Below are 17,324 nucleotides of genomic sequence, written 5' to 3' on the forward strand. Positions count from 1 at the left end.
AGGAACGAGAGATGCCGATCTACAAGGCTCCGCTTGAGGATGTGCGCTTCGTCCTGGACGAGATCGTCGGGCTGGACAAGCTGTCGGCCCTGCCGGGCTATGAGGACGCCACGCCGGAACTCGTCGGCCAGGTGCTGGAGGAAGGCGCCAAGCTGTGCGAGGAGGTGCTGTTCCCGCTGAACCAGTCCGGCGACGGCGAGGGCTGCCATTTCGAGAATGGCGAGGTCCGCACGCCCAAGGGCTTCAAGGAAGCCTACAGCACCTACATCGAGGCCGGCTGGCAGGGGCTGGCCTGCGACCCGGCCTATGGCGGGCAGGGGCTGCCGAAGCTGGTCAACACCATGCTGGAGGAGTTCATCTGCTCCGCCAACCTCAGCTTCGGCATGTATCCCGGCCTGTCGCTCGGCGCCTACAACGCGCTGGCGATGTACGGCTCGGACGAGCTGAAGCAGCGCTTCCTGCCCAAGCTGGTCGACGGCACCTGGTCCGGCACCATGTGCCTGACCGAGCCGCATTGCGGCACCGACCTCGGCATCATCCGCACCAAGGCGGTGCCGGACGGTGAGGGTGCCTACAAGATCACCGGCACCAAGATCTTCATCTCGGCCGGCGAGCATGACCTGACCGAGAACATCCTGCATCTGGTGCTGGCCCGCCTGCCCGACGCGCCGGCCGGAACCCGCGGCATCAGCCTGTTCCTGGTGCCGAAGTTCATGCCCGACGCCGACGGGAAGCCGGGGGCGCGCAACGGTGTCGCATGCGGTTCCATCGAGCACAAGATGGGCATCAAGGCGTCGTCGACCTGCGTCATGAACTTCGAGGACGCCACCGGCTGGCTGGTCGGCGAGCCGCACAAGGGCATGCGCGCCATGTTCGTGATGATGAACGCGGCCCGTCTGGCCGTGGGCATCCAGGGGCTGGGTCTGGCCGAGGTGTCCTACCAGAACGCCGTCAACTATGCCCGCGAACGGCTCCAGGGCCGCTCGCTGTCAGGGGTGAAGGCACCGGACAAGCCGGCCGACCCGATCATCGTCCATCCCGACGTGCGCCGGAACCTGCTGACCGCCCGCGCCTTCACCGAAGGGGCGCGTGCGCTCGGCGCACTGACCGCCTACAAGCTCGACGTGGCGGAGAAGCATCCCGACGAGCGCACCCGGCGGGATGCCGACGAGTTCGTCCAGCTGATGACGCCGATCGTCAAGGCGCTCTTCACCGACATCGGTTTCGAGTCGGCCAACATCGCCGTGCAGGTCCATGGCGGCCACGGCTTCATCTGGGAAACCGGCGTCGAGCAGTATGTCCGCGACGCCCGCATCTGCCAGATCTATGAGGGCACCAACGGCATCCAGGCGCTCGACCTCGTCGGCCGCAAGCTGCCGCAGGACATCGGCCGTCTGCTCCGCCACTTCTTCCACCCCGTCGGCCGCGACATCGAGGCGGCGATGGAGAGGGACGAGCTGGGCGAGTTCGTGATGCCGCTGGCCAAGGCCTTTGCCAAGCTCCAGCAGGCCACCGCCCTGATCGCCCAGAAGGGCCTGAAGGATCCGGAGGAGGCCGGTGCCGCCGCCAGCGACTATCTGCGCCTGTTCGGGCTGGTGGCGCTGGGCTGGACCTGGCTGACCATGGTGGAGAAGGCGCAGGCCAAGCTCGAAGCCGGGGAGGGCAATGCCGCCTTCTATGAGGCCAAGATCAAGACCGCGCGCTTCTTTATGGCCAAGCTGCTGCCGCAGACCAACAGCCTGTTCATCACCATCGCCGCCGGCGCCAAGCCGCTGATGGAACTGGAAGACGCCGCCTTCTGACGAACGGCGCGATCCTTGGTCCGATTGTTCTCCGGACTGTGACTCTTTAAAACCGGTCCGGTGCCGTAACATGGCGCCGGACCGGTTTTTTTCTTTTCCGACAGATCCAGCGGCGCATTCGCACATTGGCCTAAAATTGTCATAGCTCTTTGGAAATATCACTGCTGGGAAGTGCAGCCTCTGTCCCCTAGGCCATCGGAGCGGTGACAAAAGTTAATTTCCGGTTGTCGGTCATCGTCCCTGCGTGTTACATCTCAACAGAGATTACGTTCGGCCGGTGCCTGCTATATCCTTTGGATTTTAGGGAATATGCGGGTGGCGACAACCCCCTCCTTTTCTCAAGCCCTTTGGGCGTCTTTTGGAGGGGCAGCATGGTTCAGGAGTTTGAGCGATGAAGATCCTGATCGGTGATGATCACGTCCTGTTTCGGGAAGGTCTTCGCCGTCTGCTTGAGCAGCTTCGAGATAATGCCACCTTTGCGGAGGCAAGCAATTTCGATGAGCTTCTGGACATGGCGGCATCGAAGGACGAGGCTTATGACCTCGTCCTGACCGACCTGCGCATGCCGGGATGGCCCGGCTTTTCCGGCATCGGCATGCTGCGTGACCGGCAGCCGAACGCGAAGGTCGTGGTGATCTCCGCGTCCGAAGCGCAATCCGACGTGCGCGAGGCGCTGGAAAACGGTGCCGCCGGCTATATCCCGAAATCGTCCAGCGTGAAGATCATGCTGAGCGCGCTCGACCTGATCTTCTCCGGCGGCGTCTATGTGCCGGCGACGGTTCTGCGCGAAGGGAACGAGCCCGACCAGCGTGGCGGCGGCTCGGTCATTCCGCCGACCGATCCGCAGCTGGAACAGCTGCTGACCCAGCGCCAGCGCGAGGTGCTGGACCGTCTGCGCGAAGGCAAGTCGAACAAGCAGATCGCCCATGAGCTGGGCCTGTCCGAAGGCACGGTGAAGATCCACATGACGGCGATCTTCAAGTCTCTGGGCGTGCGCAACCGCACCCAGGCGGCGATGGCCTTCCCGCAGTCGCACTCGGCCTGACGCCGCTCTTTCCGAGCAAAAAGCAAACGCCCCGCCGGAGCGATCCGGCGGGGCGTTTGCTATTCAGGCTGCGGGAGTCGGGTCAGCCCATGCCGGCGACGTAGCCGCGCAGCGACTCGACCTCCAACTCGGCATCGTCGATGCGGGCCTTCACCACGTCGCCGATGCTGATGACGCCGATCACCCGGCCGGCCTCGACGATGGGCACATGGCGGATGCGCCGTTCGGTCATCACCGCCATCATGTCGGCGACGGTGTCGGTCGGGGCGGCGGTGATCAGCTCGCGCGTCATCAGGTTGGCGGCCGGGCCGTCCAAAGCCGCGGCACCGTTGCGGGCGATCGCCCGCACGACGTCGCGTTCCGACAGAATGCCGACCGGCTGTCCATCGTCATCGATCACCAGCACGGCGCCGATCCGATGCTCGGTCAGCAGGCGGGTGACGGCGGCAACGCTGTCGTCCGGTGCGGCGGAAACGATCCTGTTGCCCTTGCGCTTCAAAACGGCTGCAACATGCATGGCGGTACGGCCTCCCTTCCGATGACCCCTATATCGGAATCATGGGAATGACCGTACAATCCGCAAGGCTGACGGTAAAAAGAAAAAAGGCCGCCTCCCCCAAATGGGGGAGGCGGCCCTTCGGATGCCCGGGACCGGTCCCGAAACCCGGTCTTAGAAGCGGTAGCCGACGCCGACGCCGACCAGCCACGGGTCCAGCGTGACCTTCGAGGTGACCGGCAGGACGGCGGTGCCCAGGCGGGCGTTGGCGGTCACGTCGGTCTTCAGGAAGACCTTCTTGACGTCGAAGTTCAGCGACCAGTTGCCAGTCAGGGCAACGTCGACACCGGCCTGCAAGGCCCAGCCGAAGCGGTTCTTGTAGTTGGTGTCGGTGATGCGCAGGCCGCCGGCGTTGGGGCTCTCGGCCGCATCCTCGTTGTAGAACAGGGTGTAGTTGATGCCGGCGCCGACATACGGGCTGACGCGCTCCTTCGGCATGAAGTGGTACTGCACGGTCAGGGTCGGCGGCAGCAGCGAGACCTTGCCGATCTCGGTGACGCCACCGGCGGCGGCGATCAGGTTGCCCTTCACGCGGTGGCGGCTGGTGCCGGCGATCAGCTCGGCGGCGATGTTGTCGGTGAAGAAGTAGGTGAAATCGACTTCCGGAATGTAGTCGTTGCCGACCTTGGCCGAGCCGACGTCACCCAGCGTGGTGTTGTTGATCGTGCCCTTTTCCTGAGGCAGCACGGCCAGGCCGCGCGCACGGACGACGATGTCGCCGGCCGACTTACCCTTGAAGTCCTGAGCGAGCGACGGGGAGGCGATGGCGACGAGGGCCGAGGTCGCCAGCAGGGCGGCGGCGGCGCGCGACAGGATGGTCATGGGGTCTGCTCCAGGCAATGCGTTGTTGCTGTTCTGTGGCATCAGCCGATGGAGCTATTACCAGACACCGAGTACGGGTACTAGAGGGGCTACAACCCTTCCTCTCCTGATGCAGCAGCTATGCAACAGTGACGAGTTGTCGCATGGACAAGCCAGTCAAGGAGTTGGTTTGATTGTCCGTTGCGGAACCAGCGCCATGCAGTTCTGGACGATGGCGTAGCATTGACCAAGTCGCGCCGAACCGCCGGTGGCACCGCCATACACGACGCGCTCGACAACGCCATTTCTCAAACTGAAGGTTGCTTCACAGTCGAAGCTGTTGACTTCATAGCCATAGGACGGCCAGCCGGCGCCATAGCCGTAATAAGGCCAACCCCATCCGCCATAATACCCCACTGGCGGCGGGCTTGGGTAGGAGACGAGGCGGGAACTGCGGTAGGTGAAGAACTCGCGGTTGTCGACGCTGGCCTGGCGTTCCGGCACCCCGGCGCAGGACAGCAGCGTTTCCTTCGGCATGCCGACCAGGGCGGTCTGCGCCACCAGCGCCTCGTCCGCCGCAGGGTTGGCGCAGCCGGCGAGCGCTCCGGTGGCGGCCAGCGCCGCCACGGCAAGGGCACGCCCGCTCATCGTCCCCAATCGACGCACAACCGACCGACGCACAACCGACCGACGCACACGCATCGCACGCCTCCTGCGCCCTGACGGGCGATCCGATTTCCTTTTCAGCGCTTCCTGGCCGGCGACAGATCCTGCTCGGTCACGCCCAGCGCCCGCACATCCTCCGGCAGGCCGCGTCCGGTGGCCAGCCCGGCCGCCACCCGGCCCATGGCCGGCGCCGTCTGGATGCCGTAGCCGCCCTGGCCGGCCAGCCAGAAGAACCCCTCCGCATCCGGCGCGAAGCCCACCACCGGCACCTTGTCGGCGACGAAGCTGCGCAGGCCGGCCCAGCGATGGGCCAATCTGCGAACGGAAAAGCGCGCGGCTTGTTCCAGCCGGTCCACCGTGATGGCGACGTCGATGTCTTCCGGCTGCACGTCGCAGGGCTCGATCGGCGTCTGGTCGGCGGGGGAGGCCAGCAGGCGGCCGGCATCCGGCTTGACGTAGAAGGTCTCGGCCACGTCCGACACCATCGGCCAGCCGTCCAGCCCGGTCTTGTCGGCCGGAGTCTCGAAGACCGGATCGAAAGTGATGGCGGTGCGCCGCTTCGGCACCAGACCGACGGTGGCGACGCCGGCCAGCTTCGCCAGCTCGTCCGCCCAGGCTCCGGCGGCGTTCACCACCACCGGTGCGGCAAAGCTGCCGGCCCCGGTCTCCGCCACCCACAGCCCGTCCTGCCGGGTGAGCGTCCGCACCTCGGCATCTGTCACCACCCGGCCGCCGCGCGCCTTCAGCCCGCGCAGATAGCCCTGGTGGAGCGCATGCACGTCGATGTCGCGGGCATCCGGCTCCCACACGCCGCCGGCGACATAGTCCGGGCGCAGGAAGGGCGCACGGGCCAGCACCTGCTCGCGGTCGTAGCGTTCCACCGACGGCGTCAGGCTGCGGCCCTGGTCGTATTCCGCGTCCAGCCGGTCGATCTCGGTCTCGCGTCCGACGATGAGGACACCGCGTGGGGTCAGCATCGCATGGTCGGCGAAGCCGGCGGGCGGGGCGGTGTAGAAGTCCCAACTGGCCACCGTCAGCGCGCGGATCGGCGCCGGGCCGTAGGTCTGGGTGTAGAGCGCCGCCGAGCGGCCGGTCGAGTGATAGCCGGGCTGCGATTCGCGCTCCAGCACCAGCACCCGGCCCTGTGCGGCCAGCTCGTAGGCCGCGGATGCGCCGGCAATGCCGGCCCCGATCACCAGGAAATCGACGCGCTCCAACGGTCCCGCTCCTCTCGCTTTGTTATCGGCCGCCTATCTTGCGGCGACGCTTTGGTTCGGCATTTGATCCGGCAGGGCGACCATTTCAAGGATCAGTTTCTGCCGCAATGCCGCGACGAAGCTGTCCTTGTCCATGGCGCTCTTCACGAAGCTGCCCGGTCCGCCGATCACCGATTCCTCGAAATACTCCTCCAGCCAGGGGAATTCGTCGAGGATGGCGAGGCCGTTGACGGTGATTCCGCGCTTCGTCACCCGGTCGCGCGCCTCGGCCGGTTCGATCCCGGCATTGGAAAACCCGTTGGACACCAGATCGATCACCTGCCGCGGCGCCTTGCCTCCCCGGTCGAACAATTTCGCCGCCTCGACGAGGGCGCTGCCGATGGCCGTCGAGTCGCCTTGGAAGCCGCGGGGCAGGGCGTCGATGCGGTCGGCGAAGCGGCCGGCATCCTCCGGCTTGTCCAGCGCGGTCCAGGGTATCAGCACGCGCAGGCTGTTCGGCCCGGAATAGGCCGCCAGCGTCACCCGCGCCCCGGCCGAGGCCAGCGCGTCGGCAACCGCCGGATCGCGGAAGGCGGCGGCATGGCCCTGCAGCTGGAATTCCAGATCGCCGGTGGTGATCGAGGCCGATCCGTCGAGCGCCAGGACCAGCGCCACCCCCGCCTTTCCCTCCGTCCCGCCGGGCGGGGCGGCAAGCGCCGCTCCGCACAGGCCGAGCAGGGCGACCAGAAGGGCGATCACGGCACGCGGCATTCCCATCGGCACTCCCTCAGGCGTCAGCCCCGCTCAGGCATGCGAGAGGGCGTGGCGCACCACCTTCACCATCACCGACGGCAGGGCGTGATCGCCCAGCCGGTCCACCGGCACCCAATTGCCGTCGGCCAGATGCCAGTCGGCACCGGCTTGGCCGACGACCACCTCAAGCTCCAGGTGAAAATGGGTGAATGTATGGCGGACCATGCCGGGCAGCCGGCGCCAGCGGGCGGGCAGGGGCTGCTGCGCCGCCACCGCCGCCTCGCCGGGCAGCTCCGGCCCCCAGGATGTGGACGGCACCTCCGCCATGCCGCCCAGCAGCCCTTCCTCCGCCCGGCGGCGCAGCAGGACGGAGCCGTCGGGGTTCAGCAGCCAATAGGCGACGCCGCGCCGGGTCGGCTTCTCCGCCTTGGCGACCTTGCGCGGCAGGGTTTCGGCGATGCCGGCGGCGCGCGCCTCGCAATAGTCCGCCCATGGGCACAGCATGCATTTCGGCTTGCGCGGCGTGCAGATGGTGGCGCCCAGATCCATCATCGCCTGGGCGTAGTCGCCGGGCCGGACGTCCGGCGTCAGGGTGGCGGCCAGCCGGCGCAGCGTCGGCTTGGCATTGGGCAGCGGCTCCTCCACCGCGAAGATGCGGGCGATCACCCGCTCGACATTGCCGTCCACCACGGTCGCCTTGCGGCCGAAGGCGATGGCGGTGATCGCCGCGGCGGTGTAGGCGCCGATGCCCGGCAGCTCCAGCAATTCCGCCTCGTTGCCCGGGAACCGCCCGCCATGAAGGTCCACCACCGCGCGGGCGCATTTGTGCAGGTTGCGCGCCCGCGCGTAGTAGCCGAGCCCCGCCCAGGCGACCAGCAGGTCGTCGAGCGGCGAGTCCGCCAGATCGCGCACGGTCGGCCAGCGTTCGGTGAAGTTGCGGAAATAGGGTGCCGCGGCGGGGACGGTCGTCTGCTGCAGCATGATCTCCGACAGCCAGACCCGGTAGGGATCGGCGGTCTCCCCCGGCTTGGCGCGCCAGGGCAGGTCGCGGCGGTGGCGGTCGTACCAGGACAGCAGCCGCCGGGCGGCCTCGATGGAATCTGGAATCATGATGGAAGAAATAGAGGGTTCGGAGCGTCTGGGGAAGGGAGTGGGCAGGTGCCCGTCCAAGCGTCCGTCCGGGTGTTCGGCCAATCCCCGGCCCAACCCCGCTGGCCGGGCGCTGGGCATCGGCCCACGCTTGCGCTAGGGTGCCGCCAACCCACATGACCCGGAACCGGTCGCCAAGGCCGGGGCCGCACAGGAGTGATCGCAGAGCATGAGCGGACCGCGTCGCATCGGCCAATCCGTTCCGGAGGTCGCCGGCAAGGTGCTGGGCAAGCGCGGGCTTGCCTTCGGTGCGCTGATCACCGACTGGCCGTCCATCGTCGGCCAGCAGCTGTCGCTGCGCACCGCGCCCGACAAGCTCAGCTTTCCCCGCGGCAAGCGGGAGGAGGCGACCCTGCACATCCGCGCGATGGGCGCCATCGCGCTGGAGTTGCAGCATCTGGAACCGCAGATCATCGAGCGCATCAACAGCTTCTTCGGCTATCGGGCGGTGGCGAAGATCAAGCTGATCCACGCGGCCCTGCCGTCCACGCCGTCGCCGGTGGTGCGCCCGCGCGCCCTGACGATGGACGAGGAGATCGGCATCACCACCACCACGGCGACCATCGAGGACGAGGAGCTGCGCGCCACGCTGGAACGCTTCGGCCGCTCTCTGATGGCCCGGCCGAAGCGGGCTGCGCGCTAACCGGCCTGCTGGACGCACCCTGCTGGACGCAGCGGTGCGTCATTGTCTATACGTCAACATCTGGTAGGAACGAGGGCAAAGTGAACCGCAAAATTCTGGGAATCGCCGGTCTTCTGGCCATTGGCTTCACCGCCGCGTTCGGCACCGCGATGACCGCGGCGCCGTCGGCGGCACAGGCCGCGGCCACCCTGCCGCCGGTGTCGGAGCTGATGGCCGACCGCGTGATGGGCGATCCGAAGGCGCCGGTGACGATCCTCGACTATTCGTCGATGACCTGCCCGCACTGCGCTCATTTCCACACCGACATCCTGCCGAAGATCAAGGAAGCCTACATCGACACCGGCAAGGTGAAGCTGATCTTCCGCGACTTCCCCTTCGATCAGGCGGCGCTGAGCGCCAGCATGCTGGCCCACTGCGCCCCGGCCGAGCGCTACTATCCGCTGACCGACGTGCTGTTCAAGAGCCAGGCGACCTGGAGCCGCGCGTCCGACCCGGCCAAGGCGCTGGGCCAGTACGGCAAGCTGGCCGGCATGAGCCAGGAGACCATCGACGCCTGCCTCGCCAACAAGGAGCTGGCCGACGCCATCCTGAACAGCCGCCTGACCGGCCAGAACCAGTACAAGGTCGAGGCGACCCCGACCTTCATCCTGAACGACGGCAAGGCGCGCATCGAAGGCGCCCAGTCGTTCGAGGAATTCTCCAAGGCGATCGACAAGCTGCTGAAGTAAGAGGTGGCCGTGTTCGGGGCCAGCTCGGCCCCGGATGCGGCACCTCATCCAAGCCCGGTACACCGAAGGTTCTTATCCCAGTGCAGTTCACGCGTCTCCGCCTGTCGGGCTTCAAGTCTTTCGTCGATGCCACCGACCTGGTCATCGAACCCGGCATGACCGGCATCGTCGGTCCCAACGGCTGCGGCAAGTCCAATCTGGTGGAGGCGCTGCGCTGGGTGATGGGCGAGACCTCGGCCAAGCGCATGCGCGGCGACGACATGGACGACGTCATCTTCGGCGGCACCTCCAGCCGGCCGGCGCGCAATCTGGGCGAGGTGACGCTGGCGGTCGACAACCGGTCGCGCACGGCACCCGCCGGCTTCAACGAACATGACGAGCTTGAGATCACCCGCCGGATCGAGCGCGGGTCCGGGTCCGACTACCGCATCAACGGCAAGCTGGTGCGGGCGCGCGATGTCCAGCTTCTGTTCGCCGACAATGCGTCGGGCGCCGCGTCGCCGGCACTGGTCAGCCAGGGCAAGGTGGCGCAGATCATCTCCGCCAAGCCGCAGGACCGCCGCGCCCTGCTGGAGGAGGCCGCCGGCATCACCGGCCTGCATTCCCGCCGGCATGAGGCCGAGCTGCGGTTGAAGGCGGCGGAGACCAACCTGACCCGTCTCGACGACGTGATCGGGGCGATGGATACCCAGCTGCAAAGCCTGAAGAAGCAGGCGCGGCAGACATCCCGCTACCGCAACCTGTCCGACCAGATCCGCAAGGCGGAGGCGGTGCTGTGGCACCTGCGCTGGCTCGCCGCCCAGGAAGAGCGCGCCCGCGCCCATGCCGCCTTCGCAGCCGCCGAGGCCGAGGTGCGCGACCGCATGCTGGCCGTCAACCAACTGGCCGCCCGCCGGACCGAGGCCGCCGCCGGCCTGCCCGAGAAGCGCCAGGACGAGGCGCGGGCCGCCTCCGCCCTGCAACGGTTGGTGATCGCCCGCGAACAACTGGACGCCGAGGAGAAGCGCGTCGCCGACCAGCAGCGCGCCCTGGAGGCGCGGCTGCGCCAGATCGCCGGCGACCTCGGGCGCGAGGAGGCGCTGGCCGCCGATGCCGGCGAGGCGCTGGCCCGGCTGATGGCCGAGCGCGACCGGCTGATCGAGGCGCAGGCCGACGAGGAGATGCTGGAGGAAGCCGCCGGCGAGGCTCTGGCCGAAGCGCGCGAGCAGGTCGATGCGCTCGACCGCGAGCTGACCCGGCTGACCGAGGCGGTCGCCACCGACGAGGCCCGGCGCGCCGCCACCCAGCGTCAGGCCGCCGAACTGGAGACCCGCGCCGCCGGCCTCGCCAAGCGGTTGGCCGAGCAGCAGGCCCAGCGCGCCGCACTGGAGGCGGAGATCGCCGCCCGCGCCGACCTGTCGGAGGCAGAACTGGCGGTCGAACTGGCTGACCAGCGGCTGGAGCAGGCCCGCGACGCCGCCGAGGCCGCCGAACTGGCGAAGGCGGAGGCCGAGCCGGCCCAGTCCCGCGCCCGCGAGGCTCTCTCCGCCGCCGACAGCGCCCGCGCCCGGCTGCGGGCCGAGGAACGCGCGCTGGCCGAACTGCTGGAAGCCGGTGCCGGCGGGCAGTTCCCGCCGCTGGTCGATGCGGTGACGGTGTCGCCCGGCTATGAGGGGGCGCTGGCCGCCGCGCTGGGCGACGCGCTGACCGCGCCGCTCGACACGGCGGCCCCGGTGCATTGGCGCATGCTTCCCGCCTATGAGGCGGCAGCACCGCTGCCGGCCGGTGCCGTGCCGCTGTCGAACCATGTGCAGGGCCCGCCTGCCGCCGGCCGCGCGCTCGCCCACATCGCGGTGGTCGCCGACGCCGCCCAGGGTGCGGCTTTGGCGGCGACGCTGGCGCCCGGGCAGGTGCTGGTCAGCCGCGACGGCGGGGCGTGGCGCTGGGACGGGCTGACCGTGCAGGCCGGCGCCCCGACTGCCGCCGCCATCCGCCTGAAGCAGCGCAACCGGCTGGCCGAACTGCGCGGCGAGCTGGAGCTTGCCGAGGAACAGGTCGAGCTGGCGCGCGAGGCGTTGGACGCCGCCAAGCGGACGGTCGAGGAGGCGGCCCAGGCCGACCGCCGCGCCCGTGACGCCGTGCGCGACGGCTTCGCCGCGCTGAACGCCGCCCGCGACCGCCATGCCAAGCTGGCGCGCGAGGCCGACGCCGCATCCACCCGCCTCGCCGCGCTGGCGGAGGCGGTGGAACGGCTCGCCGCCGAGGAGGGCGAGGCCGCCGCCCGCCGCGACGAGGTGCTGGACCTGCTGGAGCAGTTGCCCGACCCGCGCGAAGGGCGCGAGCAGGTCAACGACCGGCGCACCGCCCTGGCCGAGCGCCGCGCCGTCCTGGCCGAGCGGCAGAATGCGCTGGACCGGCTGACCCGCGAGGCTCAGGCCCGGCGCCAGCGCCTTGCCGCCATCCAGTCGGAAACCGCGTCCTGGGACACCCGCTCCGCCGGGGCCGGAGGCCGCGTCGCCGAGCTGCGCCAGCGCGCCGCGGAGGCCGACGGCGAGATCGCCCTGCTGGCCGACCGACCGGTGGAGATCGCGGCGGAGCGCCAGGAGCTTCTCGACCGCATCGCCCTGGCCGAGCGCGACCGCAAGCGCGCCGCCGAAGCACTGACGGAGGCCGAATCCCGTCTGGCCGCGACCGAGCAGGCGCTGCACGATGCCGAAGCGGCGCTGGCCGATGGGCGTGAGGCGCGCGCCCGCGCCGAAGCCGCGGTCTCCGCGGCGCTCCAGCAGGAGCGCACCCTGACGGAGCGCATCGCCGAACGTCTGGACTGCCGGCCGGAGGACACCCGTGCCGCCGCCGACCTCGACCCTGCCGAACCGATGCCTGATGCGGGCGCGGTGGAAGCGCGGCTCGACAAGCTGACGCGCGAGCGCGAGAACATGGGGCCGGTCAATCTGCGCGCCGAGATCGAGGCGGAGGAACTGGAGGCCCAGATCGGCGGCCTGAACGGCGAGCGCGAGGATCTGACCGCCGCCATTGCCCGCCTGCGCCAGGGCATCGCCAGCCTCAACCGCGAGGCGCGCGAACGTCTGGTCGCCAGCTTCGACGTGGTCAACCGCGACTTCCAAGAGCTGTTCACCCGCCTGTTCGGCGGCGGCAAGGCCTATCTGGAGCTGGTCAACGCCGAGGACCCGCTGAATGCCGGGCTGGAGATCTACGCCAGCCCGCCGGGCAAGAAGTTGCAGGTCCTCTCGCTGCTGTCGGGCGGCGAGCAGGCGCTGACGGCCTTGTCGCTGCTGTTCGCCGTTTTCCGGTCCAACCCGGCGCCGATCTGCGTGCTGGACGAGGTGGACGCCCCGCTGGACGAGGCCAATGTCGGCCGCTTCTGCGATCTGGTCGAGGACATCGCTCGGCAGGGCGACACCCGCTTCCTGATCATCACCCACCACCGCCTGACCATGGCCCGCGTCGACCGCCTGTTCGGCGTGACGATGGTGGAGCGGGGCGTGTCGCAGCTGGTCAGCGTCGATCTGAGCAGGGCGGAGGAGCTTCGCGGGGTGGCGTGACGGGAAGGGGGCGGCGGTGGCCTTCCGCGCTCATCCCCCCCGCTTCCACACCGTCGTCTCGATGTAGCGGCTCGCCAGGAACCGGTAGGTCTGCTTCTGCAACGCCTCCACCTTGGGGGAGCGCTCCATCGAGATGTCGTCCCAGCCGCGCAGCAGGTCTTCCCACTCCAAGAGCTTGGCGCGCAGATCGTCGCGGATCTTGCGGATGAACTGGATGGTGGGGTGGAAATTGCGCAGCGCGCCGACGATGTCGCCGGTCTGGGCGTCGGCCTGATCGAAAATCATGTCGTATTCGCGCACCGGCTTGCGGATCAGCCCCTGCATCCGGTTCAGTTCGCTGCAGAAGGTGCGGTCGGTGCGGTAGATGGTGGCGAGCTTGCCCATCGCCTGCTCGATGCGGCGGATGTGCCGGAAGCGGTCGCGCAGCGCCTCGATGTAGGACAGCTCCTGCGCCAGATCGTCGATGCGGTCGGTCAGGTACTGTTCGGGGTTGTTGGTCAGTTTCAGCCGCTCGGCGATCTTGGCGAAGGCCGCCTTCATCTTCTCCTGCGTCTGCGGGTCGTCCAGCAGCTGTTCCAGCTGCGACTGGTCGGAAACGATGATCTCATTGCCGGTAAAGGACGAGACGATCTGCATGGTCAGCCGCCCCTTGGCGGCGATGCGGTGCTTGTCCTCCACCGACCAGGAGGCGCGGCCGTCCAGCAGCTCGCCGGGGATTTCCTCGCCCGGCCGGATCTGCTTCACGAAGGCCAGCCCCTGTTCGATGACCTCCAGAAGGCGGGCGTCGTGGGTGCCGTCCTCGATCTGGAAGGACTCCATCAGGGTGGGGAAGGCCAGCGCCACCTTCAGGTCGCCCAGCAGCATGTTCAGCACGGGATCCTTGCTGTTCGGATCCTGGCAGAAGAAGGCGCCGGGCAGGCTGAAGACCTTGTGCTGGAAGTCGAAATGCGTGTCCCGCATCGGCTGGACCAGGACATTCTCCTGCGCCGCCTTCTCGGCGATGGCGGCGTCTGGGGCAGCGTCCAGGGCGGCGTCCTTGCCCGGTGCGGTATCCGAAGAGGGGGGAGTCTCGTCGCTGCTGGAGATGTCGGTCATGGGTGGGGGCGGTACTCGGCGGGGGACGGAGGTGGATGCGTGGAGGCCATGGATTGCTTCCCCAGCCTACAGCAGATCACGCAGACGGAACCACATCATTGCGAGGACCAGCGCCGGGGTGCGGAAGCGCCGCCCGCCGGGGAAGGGGGTGTGGGGGATGCGGGCGAACACGTCGAAGCGCCCGGCGGTGCCGCTCACCGTCTCCGCCATCAGCCGCCCGGCCATGCCGGCCAGCGCCACGCCATGGCCGGAATAGCCGTGGGCATAGAGCGTGGTGGGCGACAGCCGGCCCAGATGCGGCATGCGGTTCATGGTGATGGCGACCCGTCCCCCCCAGAAATACTCGACGCGGGCGTCCTTCAGATCCGGATAGATCGCCAGCATCTTCAGCCGCATCGCCTGTTTCAGACCCGGACCGTCCACTCCGGAATAGCTGACGCCGCCGCCGAACAGCAGCCGGTGGTCGGCGGAGCGGCGGAAGTAATCCAGCGAGAACTTCATGTCCGACACCGCGATGTTGGTCGGCAGCAGGGTCCGTGCCCGCTCCTCGCCCAGCGGTTCGGTGGCGATCATGTAGGTCGCGACCGGCATGATGGTGCGGTCCAGCGCCGGGGCCAGCCCGCCGAGATAGGCGTTGCCGGCGAGGATCAGGTGCTTGGCCGTCACCCGCCCGCGTTCGGTGCGGACCCAGGGCTTCGCCCCGCTGTCCATGGCCAGCACGCGGCTGTTCTCGAAGATGCGAACCCCGGCGGCATCGGCGGCGCGGGCGAGGCCCAGCGCGTAGTTCAGCGGGTGCAGATGGCCGCTGCCCCCGTCCAGCAGGCCGCCGATATAGGCGTCGCTGCCGACATGGGCACGGATGCCGGCGCGGTCCAGCCGCTGCACCCGGTCATAGCCGTACCCGTCGCGCATCTCCTGTTCCAGCGCCGCCACGTCCTGCATGTGGCGCGACTTCAGTGCTGCATAGGCGAAGCCCCAGGTCAGGTCGCAGGCGATGGCGTGGCGCTCCACCCGCCCGGCCAGCTGGGCCTTCGCCTCCTCGCCGAACTCCCATAGGCGGCGGGCATCCTCCTTGCCGACCCAGCCCTCGACGGTCGCCATCGGCTTGTTGTAGCCGGTGATGATCTGTCCGCCGTTGCGGCCCGAAGCCCCCCAGCCGCAACTTTCCGCTTCCAGCAGAACGACGTCGAAGCCGCGCTCCGCCAGTTCCAGCGCCGCGGTCAGTCCGGTGTAGCCGCCGCCGACGATGCAGACGTCGCAGGCGGCCTCGCCCTCCAGGGCCGGGCGGTCGATGCGGGGGGCGGCGGAGGCCGCGTACCAGCTGTTCAGGTAGGAGGCTTTCGGCATGGCCGCAGTTAAGTCCGAGCCGACGGGGGAGGTCAACGGAAAGGCGGATATTTCACCGAACCGTCATGCGGAACCCTCTGGCGCGTTCCGCCGGAACGGCGTCATAGTGTCGCTGTCGTCCACAGCACGGAGGGGGCTGCCCATAGTCCGGAGCGGTCCGCCATACCCATGGGTTTTATGGAAGACTTCATCAAGAAGAACCGCATTACCGAAGTCGAATGTCTTGTGCCCGACATGTCGGGCATCGCGCGGGGAAAGATCGTCCCCGCCGAAAAGTTCCTCCGCATCCTGCGCGACCGCGGCCTGCGCCTGCCCGAGGCGATCTTCGTCCAGACCGTGACCGGTGAATTCCCCGACGACGAGGACATCACCTCGGACGAGAATTCCGACATCTACATGATTCCGGACGAACGGACGATCCGCTTCGTCCCCTGGTACACCGAGCCGACGGCCCAGGTCATCACCGACTGCGTCTATGCCGACGGCAGGCCGGTCGACGTGTCGCCGCGCCATGTGCTGAAGCGCGTGCTGTCGCTGTACGAGGAGCGCGGCTGGAAGCCGCTGGTGGCGCCGGAGCTGGAATTCTTCCTGGTCCAGGTCAACAAGGACCCCGATTACCCGCTGGTCCCGCCGGTCGGGCGCAACGGCCGGATGGAAAGCGGCCGGCAGGCCTTCGGCATCGACGCGGTCAACGAATTCGACCCGATCTTCGAGGCTGTCTATGATTTCTGCGAGAAGCAGGACATCGACATCGACACGCTGACCCACGAGGCCGGCGCCGCCCAGATCGAGATCAACTTCAACCACGGCGACGCGCTGGAACTGGCCGACCAGGCCTTCCTGTTCAAGCGCACGGCGCGCGAGGCGGCGATCCGCCACCAGATCTACGCCACCTTCATGGCGAAGCCGATGCAGGGCGAACCCGGCAGCGCCATGCACATCCACCAGTCGGTGGTCGATACCGTCAACGGCCGCAACCTGTTCAGCAATCCCGACGGCACCGACAGCGACCTGTTCATGGCGCACATCGCCGGGTTGCAGAAATACCTGCCCTATGTGATGCCGCTGCTGGCGCCCAACGTCAACAGTTACCGCCGGCTGGTGCCGAACTCCGATGCGCCGATCAACGTGCATTGGGGCCGCGACAACCGCACCACCGGCCTGCGCGTTCCCGTCTCCCAGCCCGACGCCCGCCGGGTGGAGAACCGGGTGGCCGGCGCGGACGCCAACCCCTATCTCGCCATCGCCGCGTCGCTCGCCTGCGGCTATGTCGGCATGACCCAGGGGCTGGAGCCGAACGACCCGATCAAGGGGTCGGCCTACCGCCTCGCCTTCACGCTGCCGCGCCACCAGTCGGAGGCGCTGACCAAGTTCAACGCCTGCAAGCCGTTGAAGGAAATCCTCGGCGAACGCTTCATCGACGCCGTCACCTGCGTGAAGCAGACGGAGTACGAGGCCTACAACCGGGTCATCAGCTCGTGGGAGCGTGAGAATCTGCTGCTGAACGTCTGAGCCTTGGCGTCACGATTGAAAGGGCTGCCGGCGGGGACATCCGCCGGCAGCCCTTTTACGTTTTTGGTTCCCTGTTCCTGCGCCAGTCCCGCTCGCCGATGTCCGTCCACTCCGTAGCGGGTCGCGCCGGCTGACCAGCCGTTCGTGAGCCGTCCCGCCCCGGAGATCCGAAAGTTCGGTCCGAAAGCCGGGTCCATCCGCGCCCTCCATCGCCCGTCCTACCCCGAGCGGTGCGATCCCCCTCGCCGGCCGGTCGCCGGGCGCGGTGCTCTGCCACCACCGTGCAGCCCGGTTTTGGCGGATGCGCTTAAAAACGCAAGGTCGTCGTTCATCCCTTTATGGCCGCCGGCACACGTAATCGAAGACTTTCAAAGCAAAACTGCAGTGTATTTTCGACCCTGTGAGGAGAGGCAGGGGAAGATACGGTCGCCATGCGGCGGTTTGGCGCCGGCTGGGCGTCACTGCACTTTGTTATCTCCTTTGAAAATA

Annotated in this window: 14 protein-coding genes; 6 read left to right on the forward strand and 8 right to left on the reverse strand. The window is 68.2% G+C overall.

Annotated elements, in window-relative coordinates; genetic code table 11:
- Positions 1–11: 11 nt before the first annotated feature.
- The gene (locus TSH64_RS31000; RefSeq protein WP_109450957.1) at positions 12–1,802 is read left to right on the forward strand and encodes an acyl-CoA dehydrogenase C-terminal domain-containing protein; all 1,791 of its coding nucleotides are present in this window, start codon (positions 12–14) and stop codon (positions 1,800–1,802) included.
- A gap of 391 nt (positions 1,803–2,193) precedes the next feature.
- Positions 2,194–2,847, forward strand: a complete 654-nt coding sequence (locus TSH64_RS31005; protein ID WP_109450959.1) for a response regulator transcription factor — start codon at positions 2,194–2,196, stop codon at positions 2,845–2,847.
- An 82-nt stretch (positions 2,848–2,929) separates the two neighbouring features.
- On the opposite strand, the gene TSH64_RS31010 is transcribed toward TSH64_RS31005, so the two are convergent.
- The 6 genes from TSH64_RS31010 to mutY all read right to left on the reverse strand — a co-directional run bounded on the left by TSH64_RS31010 (position 2,930) and on the right by mutY (position 7,929).
- Complete coding sequence (locus TSH64_RS31010) at positions 2,930–3,364, reverse strand: CBS domain-containing protein (RefSeq protein WP_109450960.1); 435 nt, start codon at positions 3,362–3,364, stop codon at positions 2,930–2,932.
- A 153-nt stretch (positions 3,365–3,517) separates the two neighbouring features.
- Positions 3,518–4,225, reverse strand: a complete 708-nt coding sequence (locus tag TSH64_RS31015; protein ID WP_247873243.1) for an OmpW family outer membrane protein — start codon at positions 4,223–4,225, stop codon at positions 3,518–3,520.
- Positions 4,226–4,381: 156 nt separating this feature from the next.
- Positions 4,382–4,852 (reverse strand): hypothetical protein, encoded by a 471-nt coding sequence (locus tag TSH64_RS31020; RefSeq protein ID WP_109450964.1) that lies wholly within the window; start codon positions 4,850–4,852, stop codon positions 4,382–4,384.
- A gap of 95 nt (positions 4,853–4,947) precedes the next feature.
- A complete protein-coding gene (locus TSH64_RS31025; RefSeq protein WP_109450966.1) occupies positions 4,948–6,087 on the reverse strand; it encodes an FAD-dependent oxidoreductase in 1,140 nt (379 codons plus the stop codon).
- A gap of 33 nt (positions 6,088–6,120) precedes the next feature.
- Entirely contained in the window at positions 6,121–6,837 is a 717-nt protein-coding gene (locus TSH64_RS31030) for a DUF1194 domain-containing protein (protein ID WP_109450967.1), read from the reverse strand.
- Positions 6,838–6,870: 33 nt separating this feature from the next.
- Positions 6,871–7,929 (reverse strand): A/G-specific adenine glycosylase, encoded by a 1,059-nt coding sequence (gene mutY, locus TSH64_RS31035; RefSeq protein WP_109450969.1) that lies wholly within the window; start codon positions 7,927–7,929, stop codon positions 6,871–6,873.
- Between the two features lie 208 nt (positions 7,930–8,137).
- On the opposite strand from mutY, the gene TSH64_RS31040 reads away from it, so the two are divergent.
- The 3 genes from TSH64_RS31040 to smc all read left to right on the forward strand — a co-directional run bounded on the left by TSH64_RS31040 (position 8,138) and on the right by smc (position 12,881).
- Complete coding sequence (locus TSH64_RS31040; RefSeq protein ID WP_109047699.1) at positions 8,138–8,611, forward strand: DciA family protein; 474 nt, start codon at positions 8,138–8,140, stop codon at positions 8,609–8,611.
- Between the two features lie 80 nt (positions 8,612–8,691).
- Complete coding sequence (locus TSH64_RS31045; RefSeq protein WP_247873244.1) at positions 8,692–9,339, forward strand: DsbA family protein; 648 nt, start codon at positions 8,692–8,694, stop codon at positions 9,337–9,339.
- Between the two features lie 80 nt (positions 9,340–9,419).
- Positions 9,420–12,881 carry a chromosome segregation protein SMC gene (smc, locus tag TSH64_RS31050; protein WP_109450970.1) on the forward strand — a complete coding sequence of 1,154 codons (3,462 nt, stop codon included), beginning with the start codon at positions 9,420–9,422 and terminating at the stop codon, positions 12,879–12,881.
- 30 nt (positions 12,882–12,911) lie between these two features.
- On the opposite strand, the gene TSH64_RS31055 is transcribed toward smc, so the two are convergent.
- Entirely contained in the window at positions 12,912–13,976 is a 1,065-nt protein-coding gene (locus tag TSH64_RS31055) for a hypothetical protein (RefSeq protein WP_109450971.1), read from the reverse strand.
- A 66-nt stretch (positions 13,977–14,042) separates the two neighbouring features.
- Positions 14,043–15,323 (reverse strand): FAD-binding oxidoreductase, encoded by a 1,281-nt coding sequence (locus tag TSH64_RS31060; protein ID WP_109450973.1) that lies wholly within the window; start codon positions 15,321–15,323, stop codon positions 14,043–14,045.
- Positions 15,324–15,491: 168 nt separating this feature from the next.
- On the opposite strand from TSH64_RS31060, the gene TSH64_RS31065 reads away from it, so the two are divergent.
- Positions 15,492–16,835, forward strand: coding sequence for a glutamine synthetase family protein (locus TSH64_RS31065; protein ID WP_109047704.1), 1,344 nt, complete (start codon positions 15,492–15,494; stop codon positions 16,833–16,835).
- The last annotated feature ends 489 nt before the right edge of the window (positions 16,836–17,324 follow it).

The sequence above is a fragment of the Azospirillum sp. TSH64 genome, from assembly GCF_003116035.1.
Lineage (GTDB): Bacteria > Pseudomonadota > Alphaproteobacteria > Azospirillales > Azospirillaceae > Azospirillum.